At 65.9% G+C, this 18,897-nt stretch carries 9 protein-coding genes and 1 pseudogene; 2 read left to right on the top strand and 8 right to left on the bottom strand.

The features are described from left to right. The 7 genes and pseudogenes from HWX03_RS33850 to HWX03_RS33820 form a co-directional block, all read right to left on the bottom strand. Positions 1-1,044 (bottom strand): annotated as a pseudogene (locus tag HWX03_RS33850) (lytic transglycosylase domain-containing protein); the annotation flags it as partial. A gap of 61 nt (positions 1,045-1,105) precedes the next feature. Next, on the bottom strand, positions 1,106-3,610 hold the full coding sequence (locus tag HWX03_RS33845; RefSeq protein WP_175874280.1) for a type VI secretion system Vgr family protein: 2,505 nt from the start codon (positions 3,608-3,610) through the stop codon (positions 1,106-1,108). 797 nt (positions 3,611-4,407) lie between these two features. Next, complete coding sequence (locus HWX03_RS33840) at positions 4,408-5,514, bottom strand: porin (protein ID WP_174387596.1); 1,107 nt, start codon at positions 5,512-5,514, stop codon at positions 4,408-4,410. Between the two features lie 63 nt (positions 5,515-5,577). Then, positions 5,578-5,997: a DoxX family protein gene (locus HWX03_RS33835; RefSeq protein WP_175874270.1), complete on the bottom strand. Its 420-nt coding sequence runs from the start codon at positions 5,995-5,997 to the stop codon at positions 5,578-5,580. Positions 5,998-6,170: 173 nt separating this feature from the next. Next, positions 6,171-7,448, bottom strand: coding sequence for a cytochrome c (locus HWX03_RS33830; protein ID WP_175874269.1), 1,278 nt, complete (start codon positions 7,446-7,448; stop codon positions 6,171-6,173). 2 nt (positions 7,449-7,450) lie between these two features. Continuing rightward, positions 7,451-9,070, bottom strand: a complete 1,620-nt coding sequence (locus HWX03_RS33825) for a GMC family oxidoreductase (protein ID WP_174432826.1) — start codon at positions 9,068-9,070, stop codon at positions 7,451-7,453. After that, positions 9,070-9,576 (bottom strand): sugar dehydrogenase complex small subunit, encoded by a 507-nt coding sequence (locus tag HWX03_RS33820; RefSeq protein ID WP_175821568.1) that lies wholly within the window; start codon positions 9,574-9,576, stop codon positions 9,070-9,072. Before HWX03_RS33820 ends, HWX03_RS33825 begins: the two co-directional genes overlap by 1 nt. A gap of 310 nt (positions 9,577-9,886) precedes the next feature. Here HWX03_RS33820 and HWX03_RS33815 point away from each other — a divergent pair, with 310 nt between their 5' ends. Next, entirely contained in the window at positions 9,887-15,937 is a 6,051-nt protein-coding gene (locus HWX03_RS33815; RefSeq protein ID WP_175874268.1) for an MG2 domain-containing protein, read from the top strand. Positions 15,938-15,947: 10 nt separating this feature from the next. Beyond that, the gene (gene pbpC / locus HWX03_RS33810; RefSeq protein WP_175874267.1) at positions 15,948-18,203 is read left to right on the top strand and encodes a penicillin-binding protein 1C; all 2,256 of its coding nucleotides are present in this window, start codon (positions 15,948-15,950) and stop codon (positions 18,201-18,203) included. A 15-nt stretch (positions 18,204-18,218) separates the two neighbouring features. Here pbpC and HWX03_RS33805 read toward each other — a convergent pair whose 3' ends face one another. Continuing rightward, positions 18,219-18,839, bottom strand: coding sequence for a LemA family protein (locus tag HWX03_RS33805; protein ID WP_175874266.1), 621 nt, complete (start codon positions 18,837-18,839; stop codon positions 18,219-18,221). Positions 18,840-18,897 lie beyond the last annotated feature (58 nt).

Here is an 18,897-nt window from a genome sequence, read left to right as displayed (position 1 = left end):
CGCGACGCTGCCTGCGATCAAATCGGCAGCATGATTGCCTCGGACGTTCCACTTAAAAATCTCAGAAAACTGTCCGAATGAGCGAGGCCACCTCTCTTCGCCTGCAATGATTTCGGCCCCAGTCGGTAATATCCCGATAATTTTACTCTTGCCGTTCGGCAATTCCCGAATGTGCAAACCTGCCTGGGGAGCCGGCAGATCGACATCTTGATCGCTATCCGCAGGCGGCGATTCCTTTCGATCGCTGTTGTTAATCGGCAGATCGTCGGCCCCATCGGTCCGCTTCTCGGGCGGCTGCGCAGGCGCCTTCGGTTTTGAAACGGTTTGCTTGTCCTTCGCCTTGTTGCCCACACGATAGTAGCGCTCGCCTTCCCAATACGACATCGGCGCGGGAAGTGCCGAGTCAGGCTTCGGGTTCGATTTCGCCTGCTCAATCGCCTTCTGGTAGCTGGCCCAATCCATCGTGTGCATGTACAGGCTGAAAAACACGAGGGATTTGTCGTTCGCCGGTTTGCTGTTGGACGGCTCGTTATTGGCCGGTGCCGGTGCCGGAGGCGTGGCGTTAGTCGATGCAGGCGCGGGAGCCGATGCGGGGGCCGATGCCGGAGCCGGTTTCGCGGGTTCCTTCGGGGCCGGTTTCGGCGGTAATTTCAGTTCATGCCGGACCAGTACAAAGCCCGTCGAGAAGTGCGCCAGACTGTTGTCCGGGTACTGCGTTTCCTCGTATTTCGTGTTCAGCCGGTACGCAACGATCTTGCCGTCCGCAATCGCGCGCACGCCGCCGTCCTGCTTCAGCATTTCCGCACTGCCGTCGGAGAAGTGCACGCCCCCGTGCCACACGCCGCTGACGCCCAACGGATAAAAGCCGTTCTCACACTTCGCCAGCGCCCTGAAATACGTCATCGGGTCGGCTGCGTCGTTCTTGCCTACCGGCGTGAAGGGGTAGGCCCAGCTCAGTGGTGTATCCGCCGGTTCGGCAGGTTTGGGGGCCGATTTTGGGGCGGCCGGTGGGTGGTGCTTCTTTTTAGGCGTTGTCTTGCTCATGATTCCCGACTCGGATTCGGTTTCAGAATTTCTTATGTTGATACGATACCGGCTGCGCGATTCAACCGGAGAACAGCGTAAAACGACCGCCGTCGGCCGATACCGGCGACGAATGCAACGGGTTTTTCAGCGTGCCGCTTGCGGCTCCCGCTTTCTCCCAATTCGCGCACTTTTCTACAATCTGCCCCGACGTTGCGTTCTCGATCATGTTCGCCGTCAGCTTGATATACGAACCGTTTGCGCCGATCCAGATTTCATCGGCCGACAGATACATCTTCTTGCCAGCCGTAATCTTCACATCTTGCGACGCGGCCAAACTCATCGAATCGTTCTGCGCCTGTAGGTCGATCGGGCCGCTCGCCGCGTAGATCTTGACGCCGAGTTTTTCCGCAAACAGGCTGATTTGCTCCAACACACTGGCGAGTAACGCCCGTCCGGCTGCGAGATTGATGTCCTCCCCGGCGACCACGTTGGTTTGCTTGTTTGCCGTGATATGCGCCGACCCTTGCGTCGATGCGGCAATGCCTTCCGGACTCGACAGCAGCATGATCGGCTTCGCGAAGCCATTTGCATTGCCCGTGCCGCCGCCTGCCGTGCGACCGCCCTTGGTCCTGCCAGCCACCGGGTGCTGCGTTGCGTCTGTGAAGGTTTTCAGCGCATCGTGGCCGTCTTGCTGGCTCTGCGCCCGATTTGTCTGGCTCGCCTTCGACGTCGTCGCCAGCATTGCTTCGGCGCGGGTAAGCTGTTCGGACGCTGCCGTCACACTCAGCGGTTGGGTCGCGGCGGGTTGCGTCGAAACGTAGAGCCCTTGTTCGGCCCGCAACGCACCGTAGCCCAATGACTTGAGGTCAAAGCCTTGCCCGATGAACGCACCCCGCGTGTTGCCCGAATGCTGGATCAGGTAGCCCAGGTGCAAATGCGAGCTATAACTCGTCGAGTACAAGTGCACACGGTTCTGCCCGCTGGCGTCGTCCATCATCAGTTGGTTGTAACCTTCGCCGCCGTATTCGCGCGACAGCAAGCCCGAGGTCAGCCCGTGCGTGTGCCATTCGGGCATGCTTTCGCCGCCATGCATTCTCGACAGAATCACGGGGCGATCACAATCACCGTTAATGAAGCCGATCAAGACTTCGTCGTTCTTGCGCAGCGGAAACATGCCGCCGCGCTTGTGGCCCGCATCGGGCATCGCCGCGCGTATCCACGCCGACACGTTCTGGTCGCCGTCATTGAGTCGATCGGATGTCAGCCGAACCTTCGCCCGCAGCATCGCATCCGTATAGATTTCTTCGTTCTCCGGCCCGCCGACGATGCCGGTCTGAAGCTGCATGACGGGCTTCTTGTGTTCGAACGGGCTGCGAAACGCAACGCAACGCCGTTGCGCTTCGATTTCGACGTGGAAAAATCCGACGCCGCCATCGTCGTGGCGCACGGACGAACCTGTACCGTTCGCACGCGCTTGCTCGACCTCTGTGCGCACGCTCTTGCGAAAACGCATCAGGTTTTCGAGACCCGGCACGTTATTCTGGATGAGCCAGTTCACGGAAAGAATCGCCATCTCGCGATCCTGTTCCGACTGCCCATCGTGCACGGGGTGCCCGGTCAGCACGCCATAACGACCAGGCCATGCGCAACGCAGTGCCCCCACCCCGTGGAAGCGCTGCGCGCGCGAGCGCCACTCTTCAGCAATAAAGTTCGCTTGAGTCTCGCCCATGTCGCGATCCGACCACGTATGCGCCCCTGTGTATTCGTACTGCTCGCCCAATCCCGGAACATCGTCAAGATCGAATGCGGGCATCGTGACGTGCTTGGAAAGGTCTGGACGTTTGTAGTCGAACGTGCCCGTGTCGAGTTCGGCCGACTGAATTTCCTGCGAATCGATCCATTCGCTCAGGCCGTCGAATTCCTCGTCCTGTACCGAGCGGCTAAACGAAATGGTCTTGTGTTTCAATTCGGGAACCGAGAAAAGATCGTCCATGATGACGACCTTGTGAGACTTGCCGTCCTGCGCAATATCGAAACGCGGAAAAAGGCCGAGTTCTTCGAATGTACGATGGACGTAGTTCCAGTCGGATTCCCATTGCATCCGCTGAGAATACGAACGCAACGCTTGGCGCAGTTGCCAACTAAAGTTACCGGCAGCCTGCGGATACTTTCCCAGCACATCGGATATGGTTTGTTGCGCGGGTGTTTCGATCCAGTCGCGCCGGTCACTACCGAGCCGCAGCAACGCAAGGAACGAATTGAAGCGGAGCTGGTAGTAGGTGTTGGCTCCGTCCCCGCCCAAGCGACTGAACGCAGTCACATAACCGTGAATCGGCATTTCACTACCGTCCATTTGCCGAATCCACAGCGTCACGGATTGCCGGATCAGCGCCTTGGCCTGAATCGTTTCGAGCCGCGTCGACGTTGCGTCGATCGTGAATTCGAAGTCTCGCCCAAGGCATGCACGCCCCCGGACATAAAGCGGGACCAACCAGTCTTCGCCAAGTGGCGTATCGAGGCGGACAATTCGTCCGTGTTGCACGTATTGCGTGCGCAGCGCCTTGTTCAGCAGATCGGAAACCATCAGGCTACCCCGTACCGTGTAGTAACAAAAACGGCCGCCGGGCAGCGCCGGGCGGCCGATTGGTATCTCATTGAAATAGGAAAAGGCCCGGAATTCCGACCGCTGCAGGGAGCCTTCGGGCGCCGGCGCGTTCAAACCGCTGAATCGCGCCGAGCCGGAATTCATCATGTCAAATCGTGATGCATCCCGTCATACGCTGATGATGTTTCACATTCAGTATCGCGGCGCGCCGAACGACTCCCCCGCAGCTTACATCATGCTTTCGATCAACGATGTCGCGGGAAGCACGGGCTCGCGGCCCGTCGAATGGCTGCATTCGACGGCGCCGGCAAAATCGTGATCGCCAGGATGAAGACGCGGCACTCCATCGTCACGGCGTGCCGCACGAGCGTCGGCGTCTGTTTTCGTGCGGTCCTGGCCGCCGATGCGCAATCTGCCTGGACACCCCCGTGCTGTCGGCCGAACGGATCGAATCGCAGCTCACATCAGTCAGAGCGCGACAAATCGCATAACCGTTGTTCGCCTCAAATTTCCAGGCCATAAACGTCAGAGAGTGTGAACACCTCGAGCGTGTACTACCGGCAACGCAATGCTCATGCGCGTCATGCGCCCCCGGCGAACCGATGGCCGAGCGACGTGCGGCAGCGATATAAAGGCCACCGCGTCTGGCACGACGCATCCAAATCCGGCCGCCGACACCAATATGCTCGTCGCGATGATCCTCGCAATCGCCGTAAACGCAAAAAGGCACGGACCTTGACCGCCCGTGCCTTTTTCACCTACATAAACCGCCTCACTCAGAACGTATGCATCATCCCCACATACGCACCTGTCTGCGACTCGCCCGTTATCGGACTCGTCCCCGACGTCGCATCCCGCGGCGTCGCAAGCAGCGAGAAGTTCGAATTCCCGCCGTTACGTACATACGCAACCGTCCCATACAGGAACGTGCGCTTCGACAGGTTGTACGTAGTGCCGAGCACGTACATCATCGCGTGCCCAGACGGATCGTGCGACGCATCGCCGCCGCCATCACCCACCTTCACGTAGTAGCCACCACCCGTGACGGCCCACTGCGGCGTAGCCGAGTAGGTAGCGCCAAGCCAGTAATGATCCGCACGATCGGCAACACCAGCCGGACTATCCGGCGCCTGATAGTGCGTATAAGCGCCCTGGATCTTGAACTTCGACACCTTCACGTTCGCCCCGACGAAGTACTCGCGCGATGCGGTAAAGATGTTGCTGAACTTGCCGTTGTTGTCGCGCAGCTCGTCGTAGATGCCGCGCACGTCGAGCACCGGCGAGTGGTACGAGATCATGATCCCGTCCGAGCGGCCGAAATCGTCGGCCGCACCGTAGTTGAAGCCGCGCGACTGGTTGCCGAACGCGTATTGCGCCTGCACGTCGAAGCCGCCGATCACCGGGCTGTGATATTCGATGTTGTTGCTGCTCTGCTGCCAGTTGCGGCCACGCACGAGCGACGCCGACGAAAACGCCTGCTGGACGAACGGATCGAATTCCCACACGCCGTCGCTGTCGATGAACAGGTTGCGGCCGGCCTGCAGTTGGCCCCACGTGTTGCTCTTCAACCCGACGTACGCGCGCCGTGACCACATGCGCCCGCCGCCCGTCTGGCCGTTCATCACCTGGAATGCGGTTTCCAGGTTGAACACCGTCGACATCCCGCCGCCGAGATCCTCGACGCCCTTCAGCCCGAACATGCTGGTGCCCCAGTCGCCGCTTTCCGCGCTCCAGCGCGTCCCGCTGCCACCGTTCGGCTTCGCGATGTGGTTCAGGTATTCGATGCCGCCGTCGATCCGGCCGTACAGCGTGACGCTCGTCTGTGCAAACGCAGCCGCCGGCGTGGCGGCCGCAATCAGCCATGCGAAGTATTTGAGTCGCAAAATGATGCCCCCTCGAAGTCTCGACCGTCCGACGCGCGCCCCATGCACGCGCCTCGGGTCTGCTTATCCGCGATCGATCGAAAAACGTCCGGGGCCGGCCGCGCAGAGCGCAAGCAAGCCGCCCGAGATCGCGATGTTCTTGTAGAAATGAATCATGTTGTTGATCTGCTCGCCGCCCGTCATCGTCCAGTAGTGGTGGCCGATGATGCCGGTGCCGATCGTATACAGCGCAAGCAACAGCACGAGCGGCCGCGTCTGGAAACCGACGAGGATCGCAATCCCGACGAACAGCTCCATCACGACGGAGATCGCCGCGGACACGATCGGCGCAGGCGCGCCCTCCGAACCCATGAACGCGATCGTACCGGAGAAGTCGACAATCTTCTTCCAGCCGAACATCACGAACAGGATTACAAGCAGGACTCGGGAAAGCAGCAGCAGCACATCGCGCTGGGACGCGAGAAACGGTTGATTCGGTGTCATGGTGTGATCAACGAAAACGATGCGCGCAACCGCACGCACCGGATTGCCTGTGAACCGGGGCGGACGGCCATTCGCGCCGCCCGCCCCGCTCTGCAACAACCGGCATCGGGGCCCGCCCGATGTGCTGTGCTCCTCCTCTTTTACGTTGTCGCCCTGCTTCGTCGCGTGCCGCGTCAGCGCAGCTTCGCGACGTCCTGCTCGGTCACCTTCGCGGCCGGATTGCCGAACTGCCCGGTCAGGTAGTTCGTCAGCGCGGCGATCTGCGCATCCGACAGCTCGTGGCGGAACGCCGGCATCCCGACGTCCTCGCTGCCGGCCTTGCGCTGCACGCCGTTCAGGATCACCTGTACGAGGTTGGTCGGATTCGGTGCGCCGACCGTCGAGTTGTGGAACAGCGGCGGGTAGTAACCGTCCGGCGTGCCCTTGCCTTGCATCTGGTGGCAGGTCGCGCAGTTGCCGAGATACAGCCGTGCCGGATCGATGCCCGACGACGCGAGCGCGACGCCGCGCAGCTTCTGGCCATCCTCGGCCGGCTTGCCCCACGACGAGCGCGACTGCTTCGCGTCGCCATTGGCCACGGCCGGCACCGTACGGATGTACGTCGAGATCGCGCCGATGTCGGCTTCGGTCATCTTCGAGAAGCTGTGCTCGATCGCCTCGGCCATCGGGCCGGCCGCCTGCGCGAGGCCCGGCACGCTGCCGGTGCGCAGGTACTGGACGAGCTGCTGCTGCGTCCAGCCGCCGATCCCCGCGTTCGGGTCGGACGTGATGTTGTAGCCGTCCCAGCCCGCGAGCACCGAGCCCGACAGGAAGCTGCCGCCCGCTTCGTCGAGCGACTTCTCCTGCATCGCGATGCCGCGCGGCGTGTGGCACGTGCTGCAGTGCGCGAGGCCCTGCACGAGATACGCGCCGCGGTTCCACTCGGCGCTCTGCGCCGGCTTCGGCTGGTATACGCCGTCCTTCAGGAACAGCCAGTTCCAGATCTTCAGCGGCCAGCGCATGCTCAGCAGCGCGGGGATCTCGTTCTTCGGCGGCGCCTGCTTGACCGGTTCGACGCCGTGCATGAAGTACGCGTACAGCGCCTGCACGTCGTCGTCGTTGATCTTCGCGTACGACACGTACGGCATCGCCGGGTACAGGTTGTCGCCGTTCTTCGACACGCCGTGACGCACCGCACGCTCGAAGTCGTCGAACGTCCAGTTGCCGATGCCCGTATCGGGATCGGGCGTGATGTTGCTCGTATAGATCTTGCCGAGCATCGGCACCGGCATGCCGAGGCCGCCCGCGAACGGCTTGCCGCCCTTCGCGGTGTGGCATGCCATGCAGTCGCCCGCGACCGCGAGGTATTCGCCGCGCTTGACCTGCGCCGGATCGGCCGAATCGGCCGCGCGCGCGAGGCCGGGCAGCGCGAGGTAGCCGGCAAGGAGGAAGGTGAGAGTAGATTTCCGCACGGTCAGACTTCCTTCTTCAGCGTGTCCGACATCCGCAGCGCGAGCGCCGCGATCGTCAGCGTCACGTTCACCGTACCGACGGTCGGCATCGTCGAGCTGCTCGAGATGAACAGGTTCGGATGGTCGAACGTGCGGCAGTCCTTGTCGACGACCGAGTCGCGTGCATCCGCGCCCATGATCGTCGCGCCGGTGATGTGGTTGTTCGGCGCGAACTCGTCGTTGAAGACGACGTCGGTGCCGCCGAGCACCTTCGCGGCCGTCGCGTAGACCTCGCGCGTGTGCACGGCGCCGCGCTTCACGTAATCGTCGATCGCATACGTGATCTCGGGGCGCGGGATGCCGATCGCGTCGGTGGCCGTCTTGCTCGGCACGATGCGGTTCTCGGGTTGCGGCAGGATTTCGTGGAAGCAGTCGAACTGCACGAAGCGCGCGGAACGGTCGCGGATCTGCGCGTCGAGCTCCTCGTGCTTCATCAGCTTGCCGGCCTTGAAGATCTTCTGCGTCTCCTGGTTGACGCGCGACATGTTCGACAGGTGGATCTTCTTCGCGGCTTCGGTCGCGCGGAACGGGCCGTCGCGGAAACCGATCAGCGACGTCATCTCCTGCGGGCCGCGGCCCGGCCACAGCTTCTCGTTCGCGTAGAACGACACGCCGGTGCCCGGGTGGTCCATCAGGTTGCGGCCGACCATGTCCGAGCTGTTCGCGACACCGTTCGGGAAATCGCGGTTCGCGGACATCAGCAGGATCTTCGGCGTCTCGATGCCGTTCGCGGCGATCACGAAGTACTTGCCCTCGACGCGATGGTCGGCGCCCGTCTTGTCCTTGTAGATCGCGGCGACGATGCGCTTGTCCGGCCCGGTCTCGAGCTTGTAGACGACCGCGCTGTCGATCAGCTTCGCGCCGGCCTGCTCGGCCTTCTCGACGTGGACGATGCCGTTGTACATCGCACCGATCGGGCAGATCGGCATGCAATTGTTGTTGCCGCAACAGGTCGGCCGGCCGTCGTACGGGCGGCTGTTGCGCGCGACGGGCTCGGTCACCACGTGGAACTTCGGGTCATAGCCGTTGAGCGCGCTCTTGATGGTCTGCTCGTTGAACGACAACGGCAGCGGCGGCATCGGGTACGCCTGCTTGCGCGGCGAGTACAGGTCTTCCTCGGGGCCCGGGCCCCACACGCCGAGTTCCTCCTCGGCGCGCTGATAGTAATGCTCGAGGTCGTCGTACTGGATCGGCCAGTCGCGGCCGACGCCGTACACGGTCTTCATCTTGAAGTCGTTCGGAATGAAGCGCCACGCCGACGCGGCCCAGTGCCACGTCGTGCCGCCCACCGCACGGATGTACTGCGAGTTGAACTTGTGCTCGCCCTTCAGGACCAGGTAGTCGTTCGGCGGGCCGTATTCCGGATGCGGGGCCCACGGGCTCGACGGGTACGGCGCCATGAAATCGGTCTTGTCGGCCTGGTTGCGAAAGCGCTCGACGATTTCCCAGCGCGGCATGCGCGGGCCGGCTTCCAGCAGGATCACGGACTTGCCCGCCATCGCGAGCTGGTGTGCAACGATCGCGCCGGCGACACCCGATCCGACGACGACGATGTCGGCTTTTTGCGTATCGGTATCGGCCATCAGGCTTGCCTCTCGGTCGGTTTTTCGGCCCAGAAGCCGGGTTTGTTGGGGCAATACGAAGGGATCACGAGCGTATCGGACACCACGCTGAACATTAATGCTTCTTCGTAGGTAATCACGACGTTGTCGACGATGCCGAGATACCACGCACCGAGAATCGTCAGTGCGAGCGATTCCTGGTCGGGATTCAGCGAGCCGGATGCGAGCGCACCGGCGAGTTGCGGCAGGCTGTCGGCCGTCTTGAACGAGCCCTTCTGCAATGCCTGCAGATAGCGCTGGCCGGTAATGCGGCTCAGCCCTTTCTTGCCGGTCAATGCTTCGGAAAGCGTCATGAACGTATCGAGCGGCGCGGTGCCGGGATCGTCGGCCAGGGCCCGCAACGCCAGCGAGCCGGTGAGGCCCGCTACCGTCAGCGCCAGTGCGCCCTGCAGCCATTGACGCCGCGTGATGCCGGTTACGGCTGCGTCGTTGTCACGACGCGAGTGGGGGGTGTTGTCGTTATGCATGTTTCCTTCTCTCGAACACCTGATTCGGGAAAACCACGCTTGATATTTCTCAAACATTGGCGCGGACCTGCAATGTACGCGCACAAGCCGGATCAAACAATCTTTTTATAGTCCATTTAATGTTCCGCAATCCGTGACAATCGACATTTCGCTGCATTTTTGTGTCGTCGACGCGACAAATCTGCGGCACGCACCCCCGTGTCGCGTGCCGACCACACACTGCACCTGCACGCCGTGCTGCGCGCGCACGACGGTCGGTTAGAATCCGGTGCAATCAAACAGAAAGCTTCCCTCCGAGGGCAATCGAGCGATGAAGCAGCGCGACAAGCACAACAAAGAAACGCATCAAACCAACCACACCACCCGGCTGCTCTGGCGTATCGGCGCCGTCGCGGCGCTCGGCGGCGCCGCGGCGCTGTCGCTGCATGCGGGCGCGGCGCGCACGGTGAGCGTGTCGCCGCAAGGCACCGTCACCGAAGTCCGGCAGAGCGTCGTCAAGTTCGACGAACCGATGGTCGCCTTCGGCTCGGCCTCCGCGCCGAATCCGGCGCGCGTGACCTGCAACGATTCGACGGCCGCCCGCGGCCAGGGCCACTGGCTCGACGACAAGACCTGGGTTTACGATTTCGAAAGCGACCTGCCGCCCGGCGTCCGCTGCTCGGTCGCGCTCAACGACACGCTGCGTTCGGTCGCCGGCAATGCGGCCAGCGGCCCGCGTCGCTTCACGTTCCAGACGGGCGGCCCGTTCCCGGTGTCGGTGCGCCCCGGCTCCCGCGAGATCGAGGAGCGGCAGGTCTTCGTGATGAAGCTGAATGGTCCGGCCGAGCCGCGCTCGGCGCTCGCGAACATCTGGTGCGAAGCGGCCGGCATCGGCAACCGCATTCCCGTCACCGCGGCCGACGACGATACGCGCACCGCCCTGCTCGATCATTTCGGGTTGAAGAAAGAGGCGGCGCGCGTGCTGACGCTGTCGTGCTCGCAGGCGCTGCCGGCGAGCGCGAAGATGCAGCTCGTGTACGGCAAGGGCGTCGCGAGCCCGAGCGGCATCGCGAACGAAACCGAACGGCGCTTCGATTTCACCGTGCGCGCACCGTTCGCCGCGAGCTTCTCGTGCGAACGCGAGAACGCGAAGGCGCCCTGCACGCCGCTGCGCCCGCTCACGCTGTCGTTCAACGCACCGATCTCGCGCAAGCAGGCCGACGCGATCAAGCTGCGCGGCCCCGACGGTTCGCTGTCGCCCACCTTCGCGGCCGACGATCACAGCGAGGAAGTGACGACCGTCACGTTCAACCCGCCGCTGCCGGCGCAGGCCGGCCTGACCGTCGAGCTGCCGTCGGGCCTGCGCGACGTGACCGACCGGCCGCTGTCCAACGCCGACCTGTTCCCGCTCGCGACGCGCACCGCGCCGATGCCGCCGCTCGCGAAATTCTCGTCGGGCACCTTCGGGATCGTCGAGCGCTTCGCCGAACCCGGTACGCCCGCGCTGGTGCCCGTCACGCTGCGCAACGTCGAGGCCGACCTGCATATCGCCGGCCTCAATGCCGGCGGCGCGCAATTCGCGAACCTGAAGGTCGAGAACGACACTGCGATCCGCCAGTGGATGCGCACCGTCGATCGCTTCGACAACTGGTCGATGACGGCCGGCTCGATCGACAACCAGATCCCCGGCCTGCTGGAACGCAAGGGCCAACACCCCGTCTACGTGCCGCTCGAGGCCGGCGAAAAGCAGCCCGCGCCGAAGAACCGCCGCATCGACGTGCGCTCGCTGTCGCTGCTGACGGGCGAGCCCGGCGCGCAGGTGCTGACGCTACCGAAGGCCGACCCGAAGACGCTGCGCCCGTTCGAGGTGGTCGGCGTGCCGATCGACAAGCCCGGCTTCTATGTGCTCGAACTCGCGTCGCCCGCGCTCGGCCGCTCGCTGCTCGCGAAGCCGTCGAGCATGTACGTGCGCACCACCGTGCTCGTCACGAACCTCGGCGTGCACCTGAAACAGGGCCGCGAGAACAACCTCGTGTGGGTCACGACGCTCGACAAGGGCAAGCCGGTGCCGAATGCGCAGATCCGCGTGTCGGACTGCAACGGCGACGAAATCGCGGCCGGCAAGACCGACGCGCAGGGCCTGCTGAAGATCGACGGGCCGTTCGAGTCGAAGCGCGCATGCAGTTCGTCGGAGCAGCGCTTTGACGACTACTTCGTGTCGGCCCGCGTCGACGATCCGAAGACGGGCCCCGACATGGCGTTCGTCAGCTCGGGCTGGAACCGCGGGATCGAATCGTGGCGCTTCAACGTGCCGACCGACACCGGCAGCGCGCCGACCGTGCGCGCGCATACAGTGTTCGACCGCACGCTGCTGCGCGCCGGCGAAACCGTGTCGATGAAGCATTTCATCCGCACCGAGACGCTGCAGAGCCTCGCGTTCCCGTCGCAATACCCGACGCGCGTGACGATCCGCCATCTCGGCACGGGCCAGACCTACAAGCTGCCGCTCACGTGGGCGGCCGACCACAGCGCAGACTCGCAGTTCACGCTGCCGGCCGCGGCGAAGCTCGGCGAGTACAGCGTCGAGCTCGAAGGCGGCCCGGACGATGCGCCGACTGCTACTTACTATAGCGGCAGCTTCCGCGTCGAGGCGTTCCGCCTGCCGGTGCTGAAAGGCTCGATCGGCGCACGCGACGCGCAGAAGAGCCCGCTCGTCGCCGTGAAGGAAGCGCCGCTCGCGGTGCAGATCGACTACGTGTCGGGCGGCGGCGCATCGAACCTGCCCGTGCAGGTGTCGGCGCTGATGAAATGGGCATCGCCGCCGTTCGCGGATCGTTTCGAGGATTTCAGCTTCACGCCGTACCGCCCCGATACGAGCGACGGCAACGCCGACGACGATTCGCAGGACGGCGACAACGCGTCGTCGTCGGCATCGAGCAACGATCCCGACGCGACGAAGCTGATCGCCGACAAGCTGCCGCTGACGCTCGACCGCAACGGCGCGGGCTCGGTCACGCTCAAGGGCCTGCCGGACGTCGACGCACCGAAGCGCATCGCGCTGGAGGCGACGTTCGCGGACCCGAACGGCGAAGTGCAGACGATCCGCGGCGACACGATCCTGTGGCCGGCCGCGGTGGTGGCCGGCATCAAGGCCGGCCGCTGGGTGTCGGTCGGCCAGCGCGTGCCGGTGCAGGCGCTCGCGGTCGACCTGCAGGGCAAGCCGCGCGCGTCGGTGCCGATCGAGATCAAGGGCGTCGCGCGCATCACGACGTCGTCGCGCAAGCGGATGGTCGGCGGCTTCTATGCGTACGACAACAAGAGCGACACGCGCGACCTCGGCGTGCTGTGCTCGGGCAAGACCGACGACAAGGGCCGCATGGCCTGCGACGCGACGCTCGAGCAGGCCGGCAACGTGCAGCTGATCGCGGTCGCGAAGGACGGCGACGGCCGTACGTCGAATGCATCGACGTCGGTATGGGTCACGCGCGAGGACGAACTCTGGTTCGGCGGCGACAACACCGACCGGATCGACGTGATCCCCGAGAAAACGTCGTACGAACCGGGCGAAACGGCCCGCTTCCAGGTGCGCATGCCGTTCCGCTACGCGACCGCGCTCGTCGCGGTCGAGCGCGGCGGCGTGATGGAAACGCACATCGTCGAGCTGAACGGCAAGAACCCGACCGTCGACCTGAAGGTCGGCGAATCGTGGGGGCCGAACGTCTACGTATCGGTGCTCGCACTGCGCGGCCGGATTCGCGAAGTGCCGTGGTATTCATTCTTCACGTGGGGCTGGAAGGCGCCGGTCGAATGGGCACGCGCGTTCTGGCGCGAAGGCCGCCACTATGAGGCGCCGACCGCGTTCGTCGACCTGTCGAAGCCCGCGTTCCGCTATGGCCTCGGCGAGATCAAGGTCGGCACGGGCGTGCATCGCCTCGGCGTGACCGTGACGACCGACGCGACGCGCTACACGGTACGCAGCAAGGCGCAGGCGCACGTGAAGGTCACGCTGCCGAACGGCCAGCCGGCACCGGCCGGCACGCAGATTGCGATCGCGGCCGTCGATGAAGCGCTGCTCGAACTGATGCCGAACAACAGCTGGGACCTGCTCGACGCGATGCTGCGCCGGCGTGCGTACGGCGTCGAGACGGCCACCGCGCAGATGGAAATCATCGGCCGCCGCCACTTCGGCCGCAAGGCCGTGCCGGCCGGCGGCGGCGGCGGCAGCGCGCCGACCCGCGAGCTGTTCGACACCCTGCTGCTGTGGAACCCGCGCGTGACGCTCGACGCGAACGGCAGCGCAACCGTCGAGGTGCCGCTGAACGACGCGCTCACGCGCTTCCGGATCGTCGCGATCGCGGCGGTCGGCCCCGACCGTTTCGGCACGGGCAGCACGTCGATCCGCAGCACGCAGGATCTGCAACTGATCTCCGGCCTGCCGCCGCTCGTGCGCGAAGGCGACGCGTTCCGCGCGCAGGTCACGCTGCGCAACACGACCGACCGCGCGATGCAGGTCGTCGTGACGCCGCGCGTGACGGGCCTCGACGTCGCGCCGCAAACCGTGTCGCTGGCGGCGAATGCGGCGACCGAAGTCGCGTGGACGATCACCGTACCCGAGCAGGCGCTCGATGCGGCCGGCGCGCTGAACTGGCGCATCGAGGCGGCCGAGCAAGGCGGCAAGCGCGCGTCCGACGCGCTGGCGGTCGCGCAAAAGGTCGTGCCCGCACTGCCGGTAACGGTGCAGCAGGCGACGCTCGCGCAGGTCGACGGCACGCTGACGGTGCCCGTGTCGGCCCCGGCCGGCGCGGTGAGCAACGCACAGGGCGCACCGCGCGGCGGCATCGCCGTGTCGCTGCAGTCGAAGCTCGCCGACGGCCTGCCCGGCGTGCGCCGCTGGTTTGAGCGCTATCCGTACCGCTGCCTTGAACAGCAGACCTCGCGTGCGATCGGGCTGCGCGACCCCGCGCAATGGCAGGCGCTGATCGCGCGCATGCCCGTCTACCTCGACAGCGACGGCCTGGCGAGCTACTTCCCGCCGTCGTCCGACGATTCGCACCACGGCAGCCCGACGCTGTCGTCGTACCTGCTCGTGGTGTCCGACGAAGCCAGCCGTCTCGATCCGCGCTTCGCGCTGCCGGAAGACCTGCGCACGCAGCTCGAAGCCGGGCTCGCGCGCTTCGTCGACGGCCGCCTCGAGCGCAACGCGTGGGCACCGCGCCAGGATCGCGACCTGCGCAAGCTCGCCGCGATCGAGGCGCTGTCGCGCTACGGCGCCGCGCAGGGCCGCATGCTCGGTTCGATCGAGATCGCGCCGAACCAGTGGCCGACGTCGGCGGTGATCGACTATCACGCGATCCTGACGCGCGTAAAGGACATCCCCCAACGCGACGAGAAACGTGCGCAGGTCGACCAGATTCTGCGGGCCCGCCTGACGTACCAGGGCACGCAGCTCGTGTTCTCGACCGCGCGCGACGACGACCTGTGGTGGCTGATGACCAGCAACGAGACCAACGCCGCGCGTCTCGCGCTGGAGTTCGCGGGCGACCCGGCGTGGAAGGACGAGATGCCGCGCGTGACGGCCGGCCTGCTCGCACTGCAACGCCAGGGCGCATGGCAGACGACGACGTCGAACGCGCTCGGCCTGCTCGCGGTCGAGCGCTTCTCGCGGACCTACGAGAGCACGCCGGTCGCCGGCGCGACGAAGGTTGCGCTGGGCGGCGACGAGCGCGCGATCTCGTGGTCGCAGGCGGCGTCGGCCGCGCCCGCCGATACGCCCGCGTCGGCCACGCCCGCGACCCGCGCGGCCGCCGCGCGCAGCGTGCTGATGCCGTGGCCGCGTGCGTCGCAGGGGCCGGCCACGCTGTCGGTCACGCAGGACGGCACCGGCCGCCCGTGGGCGACGGTCGAGAGCCTCGCGGCCGTGCCGCTGCGCGCGCCGTTCGCGGCCGGCTACCGGATCACGAAGACCGTCACGCCCGTGTCGCCGGCCGTCAAGGGCGCGCTGACGCGCGGCGACGTCGTGCGCGTGCATCTCGACATCGATGCGCAGAGCGACATGACGTGGGTCGCCGTCAACGATCCGATCCCGTCCGGCGCGACGATCCTCGGGTCGGGCCTCGGCCGCGATTCCGAAGCCGCGACGCAGGGCGAGAAAACGCCGGACGGCGCGTGGCCGACGTTCATCGAGCGCGACTTCGACGGCTATCGTGCGTACTACGACTATTTGCCGAAGGGCAAATTCTCGGTCGAGTACACGGTGCGGCTGAACAACGTCGGCACGTTCGGACTGCCGCCGACGCGCGTCGAGGCACTGTATGCGCCGTCCGTGTACGGCCTGTGGCCGAACCCGCAGATGACCGTGAAGCCGGCCGACGCGGGCAAGTGACGAGACCGCGATGATCGATCTGGCTTTGCCGCGGCCGGCGCGTTTCGCCGGCCGCGTATTCGTCGCGGTCGTGCTGGCCGCACCGCTCGTCGCGCATGCGCTGCCCGGCTACGACGACGTGCGCCGCAACTGGCGCAGTTCCGACTGGGTGCTGCTCGCGCGCGACGGCACGCCGCTGCAGCGCACCCGCATCGACCTCACCGAACGGCGCGGCGACTGGGTATCGCTCGCCGACGTATCGCCCGCGTTCCGCGAGGCGATCGTCGTGTCCGAGGACAAGCGCTTCTACGAACACAGCGGCGTCGACTGGCGCGGCATCGCCGGCGCCGCGTGGGGCAACCTGTGGAACGAGCGCACGCGCGGCGCGTCGACCGTCACGATGCAGCTCGCGGGCTTGCTCAGCGACTCGCCGCGCCGCTCGGGCCAGCGCTCGCTGCCGCAGAAGGCCACGCAGGCCGTGAACGCGCTGTGGCTCGAACGCAGCTGGCGCAAGGACCAGATCCTCGAGGCCTACCTGAACCTGGTGCCGTTCCGTGGCGAGACGATCGGGCTCGGCGCGCTGTCGCAGGTGCTGTTCGGCAAGGCGCCGTCGGGCCTCGACGCGCGCGAGGCCGCGATCGCGGCCGCACTCGTGCGTGCGCCCAACGCGGCGCCGGCGAAGATCGCCGAGCGCGCGTGCCGGATCCTGCGCGACATGCAGGCCGGGCAGGCGTGCGCGTCGCTCGACGGCTACGTGCAGCTCGTCACAGCGCGCCCGGCCAGCGCCGTGCGTAACGACGTCACGGCGGACGGCGCCGCCCTCGCCCCGCACTTCGCGCGGCGCATCGCGACCGAGGTCAAGCCGGCGGCCGGCGCGCAGGTGCGCACGACGCTCGATGCGCCGCTGCAGCGCTTCGCGCGCGATACGCTGATGCGCGCGCTGACCGAACTCAATGCGCCCGCGCACCGGCGCAACGTGCAGGACGGCGCGGTGGTCGTGATCGACAACGCGACCGGCGAGATCCGCGCGTGGGTCGGCTCGTCCGGGGCGCTGTCGAGCGCGCGCGACGTCGACGCCGTGCTCGCGCCGCGCCAGGCCGGCTCGACGCTCAAGCCGTTCCTCTATGCGCAGGCGCTCGACGAAAAGCGGCTGACGGCCGCGTCGCTGCTCGACGACGCGCCGATCAACCTCGCCGCCGGCGGCGGCCTGTACATTCCGCAGAACTACGACAAGGATTTCAAGGGCTGGGTAAGCGTGCGCAGCGCGCTCGGCGGCTCGCTGAACGTGCCGGCCGTGCGCACGCTCGTGCTCGTCACCCCGCACCGCTTCGCGCGCACGCTGACCGCGCTCGGCCTGCCGCTCGCGCAGGAAGGCGATTACTACGGCTTCAGCCTCGCGCTCGGCAGTGCGGACGTCACGCTGCTGTCGCTGACCAACGCATATCGCGCGCTCGCAAACGGCGGCGTCGCGCGCACGGTCGTCGACCTGCCGGCCACGGCACCGACGCCGGCCTCCGGTGCATCGGCGCCCGCGCGGGCAGACGCCGGCACGCGCGTGTTCAGCGAGGCGGCCAGCTTCGTCGTGACCGACATCCTGTCCGACAACAACGCGCGCGTGCGCACGTTCGGCTTCGACAACCCGCTCGCGACGCGCTTCTTTTCGGCAGTCAAGACCGGCACGAGCAAGGACATGCGCGACAACTGGACCATCGGTTTCACGTCGCGCTATACGGTCGGGGTGTGGGTCGGCAATGCGGACGGCTCGCCGATGTGGGACGTGTCGGGCGTGACGGGCGCGTCGCCCGTGTGGTCGGCCGTCGTCGGCTACCTGCACCGCGACCTGCCGAGCCGCGCGCCGCGGGCGCCGGCCGGCGTCGAAACACGCCGCATCACGTTCGAGCGCGACATCGAGCCGGCCCGCAGCGAGTGGTTCATCGCGGGCACGGCGGTCGACACGATCCGGCTCGCGGCGCCCGTCACGCCGGGCAAGGACGGCGCGCGTGCGCCGCTGACGATCGGCGCGCCGACCGACGGCACCATCTTCGCGATCGACCCGGACATTCCGCCGAAGAACCAGCGGATCTGGTTCGAGCGCTCGGCCGGGCGCGCGGCGAAATTCGCGTGGCGGCTCGACGACAAGGTGATCGGGCATGCCGACCGCGTCGCGTGGCTGCCGTGGCCGGGCCGGCACCGGCTCGAACTCGTCGATGCGCACGGCAGCGTTGCGGATACGATCAGCTTCGAGGTGCGCGGCGCGTTTGCGAAGCCGGCCGCACGCAAGCCGTGAGCGGGCGAGCCGGCCTTATTGGCCGGCCGTGTTCGCTTTCGGCGGCTGGGCGGAGAAGTCGAGTGCCGGCGCGGTCGAGATCGCCGCTTCGTTCGCGACGCTGAAATTCGGGCGCGGCTGATAGCCAAAGAGCTTCGCGATCAGGACACCCGGGAACTGGCGAATCTGCACGTTGTAGTGCTGCACCGTCTTGATGTAGCGGCCGCGCGCGACCGCGATGCGGTTCTCGGTGCCTTCGAGCTGCGTCTGCAGATCGCGGAACGCTTCGTTCGCCTTCAGCTCCGGGTAGCGTTCGGACACTACCATCAGGCGGCTCAGCGCGCCCGACAGCTCGCCCTGGCGCTGGTCGAACGCCGCGAGCGCGGCCGGATCCTTCGCCATCTCCGGCGTCATCTGCACGCTGCCCACGCGTGCGCGGGCCGACGCCACCTCGGTCAGCACGCGTTCCTCGTGCGACGCATAGCCCTTCACCGACGCGGCGAGGTTCGGCACGAGATCGGCGCGGCGCTGGTACTGGTTCAGCACTTCGGACCACGCGGCATTGATGTCCTCGTCGGACGACTGGATCGCGTTATAGCCGCACCCCGCGAGCGGAGCCAGCACGCAGCACACGAGCAGGATTCGAAACCATTTCATTATGGGTGACTTCCGAGTGAACGCTCCGGACGGAGCGGTAGTGAAAAAACGTGGCTTG

This window comes from Burkholderia sp. BCC0397 (genome assembly GCF_902832865.1).
Lineage (GTDB): Bacteria > Pseudomonadota > Gammaproteobacteria > Burkholderiales > Burkholderiaceae > Burkholderia.
This window is presented reverse-complemented; position numbering and strand designations above follow the sequence as displayed.